Consider the following 2,054-nt stretch of genomic DNA (forward strand, 5'->3'; position numbering starts at 1 on the left):
CCCTTGGTGTGGCCGCGGCCCAGTTGCAGCAGCTGCACTTCCAGGCTGCCCAGCCACAGCGTCATCTTGCCGGTGAAGGTGATGGTGGGCCAGGTCAGGCCCGGCGGCACGCTTTCGACGTTGCGGAAGAGGCGCGGGAAGCGGCCGATCTCGCTGGCCTTGTCCTGCTCACCGCGCTCGACGATCAAATCGCGCGTGTCCTGGCTGGCGATGATGTGGTCGGCGCCATAGGCGCTGGCGCCCAGCACCCGCACCGCGTGGTAGTGCGTCATCAGCACGTACTTGATCGGCTTGTCGGTCACCTCGCGGATGCGGCGGATCACGTCCTGCGCCATCACCGGCGTGGCCTGGGTGTCCAGCACCATCACCGCGTCGTCACCGATTATCACGCCGGTGTTGGGGTCGCCCTCGGCGGTGTAGGCATAGGCGTTGTCGGACAGCTTGGTGAAGCTGACCTTCTTTTCTTCGAGGTCGGCTTGTGAGGCGAAGGCTTTGCTCATGGCGTTTGACCCAGGTTAACGTGTTCAACGATATCTAATGCCAGCATGCTAGCCAAGCCGTTAGATAATGTCTAACTCATTCGCATAAGTACAAACACCATGGACGACGCCGACGAGGGACGCGGCCCGCGGGGCATCCAGAGCATCGAGGTGGGCGGCCAGCTGCTGCTGGCGCTGGCGCATCACGGCCGGCCGATGCCGCTGAAGGACCTGGCGCGCGAGGCCGGCATGGTGCCGGCCAAGGCCCACCCTTACCTGGTGAGCTTCGGCAAGCTGGGGCTGGTGGAGCAGGAGCCCAGCACCGGCCGCTACGGCCTGGGGCCGCTGGCGCTGCAGCTGGGGCTGATCAGCCTGCAGCAGTACGACCCGGTGCGGCTGGCCACGCCGCTGGCCGACGAGTTGGCGCTGACCACCGGCCATACCGTGGCGCTGGCGGTATGGGGCAACCGCGGGCCCACCATCGTGCGGGTGGCCGAAGCGCCCTCCCCGGTGCATGTGGCCATGCGCCACGGCACCGTGATGAGCATGCGTGGCACCGCCTCGGGCTGGCTGTTCGCGGCCTACCTGCCGGCGGCCGAGGTCGCGCCGCTGCTGGCGCAGGAGCCGGCGCCGCCCGGCTTCGACGACGAACTGGCCGAGGTGCGCTGCCGCGGCCTGGCGCGGGCGGTGGACCTGTCGCTGCCCGGGGTCAGCGCGCTGGCGGTGCCGGTGTTCGACGGCCGCGGCGCGATGGTGCTGAGCATCACCGCCATCGGCCCCAGCGCCACCTTCGACAGCAGCTGGGACGGCGAGTTGGCGGCCGAACTGCGGCGCGTGGCCGGTGGGCTGTCGCGGCGCTTGGGGTGGCAGCCGGTGAAAGAGGGCGCGGTGACTAGGCAGCCAGCCAAGGGTTGAGGACTTGCACGCCCGCCGCTGCATATGGCGCAGTGTCGCGTGCACTGTCCGGCTGGCAAAGCCCGGATGTCGAACAGCAACTCCGCCAGGCTGACGCTCGACACGAACAGGACTTCCGCGGCCTTTTCGTTCAACCGGGCCATGACGGCTGGATGGAGCGATCAGTCAGTCAAAGCTCAGCGGCTGTGCGGGCTCTTTGTCGCGCAGTCTGCCCATCGCAGCCGCGTTCTCGTCGCTCAGCCCCACCTTGCGACCAATGGCGGCCAGGGCATCACCCATCCGCACTCGACCTTGGGGCTTTACGGCGGCGGCCAGGATTTCGCGCACCTCTGCCTCAGTGCTGCGGCCATGCTGCGCCGCTCGTACACGCAGCGCACGATGCACGTCGTCTGGCAGGTTCTTCACGGTCAAGACTGCCATGCTCACAGCCTCTCGCTTGCTGTCAATGACAACATTCTGAGGCTGGCGCATCGCCAGGTCACCCCGGCAACACCACCGGCGCGCTGACCCGGCCGAAAGCGAACACGGCTTCGGGTGCGCCGCGCAGCAGGCCCCAGCGGGCGGCGGCCAGGCGTTCGGCGCGCCAAGGGTCGTCGGCAGCGCCGGGCGCGGCGGCCTGGGCGATGCGCAGGGCGGCATCGGCCAGCAGCAGGCGGGTGC

The 2,054-nt window shown here is 68.7% G+C and carries 4 protein-coding genes; 1 reads left to right on the plus strand and 3 read right to left on the minus strand.

Translation table 11 applies throughout. The features are described from left to right. On the minus strand, window positions 1–500 hold a 500-nt coding region (locus ABNT58_RS10850), incomplete at its 3' end, for an MBL fold metallo-hydrolase (RefSeq protein WP_348753494.1). Window positions 501–599: 99 nt separating this feature from the next. Between ABNT58_RS10850 and ABNT58_RS10855 the strand changes: the two genes are divergently transcribed. Beyond that, complete coding sequence (locus ABNT58_RS10855) at window positions 600–1,394, plus strand: IclR family transcriptional regulator (protein WP_348753495.1); 795 nt, start codon at window positions 600–602, stop codon at window positions 1,392–1,394. Between the two features lie 165 nt (window positions 1,395–1,559). Here ABNT58_RS10855 and ABNT58_RS10860 read toward each other — a convergent pair whose 3' ends face one another. Both ABNT58_RS10860 and ABNT58_RS10865 read right to left on the minus strand, forming a co-directional pair. Beyond that, window positions 1,560–1,814 (minus strand): plasmid stabilization protein, encoded by a 255-nt coding sequence (locus ABNT58_RS10860; RefSeq protein WP_348753496.1) that lies wholly within the window; start codon window positions 1,812–1,814, stop codon window positions 1,560–1,562. A gap of 58 nt (window positions 1,815–1,872) precedes the next feature. Continuing rightward, window positions 1,873–2,054 (minus strand): hypothetical protein (locus ABNT58_RS10865; RefSeq protein WP_348753497.1); only part of this gene is annotated, 182 nt, incomplete at its 5' end.

Source organism: uncultured Aquincola sp. (assembly GCF_964001545.1).
Classification (GTDB): Bacteria; Pseudomonadota; Gammaproteobacteria; order Burkholderiales; family Burkholderiaceae_C; genus Aquincola.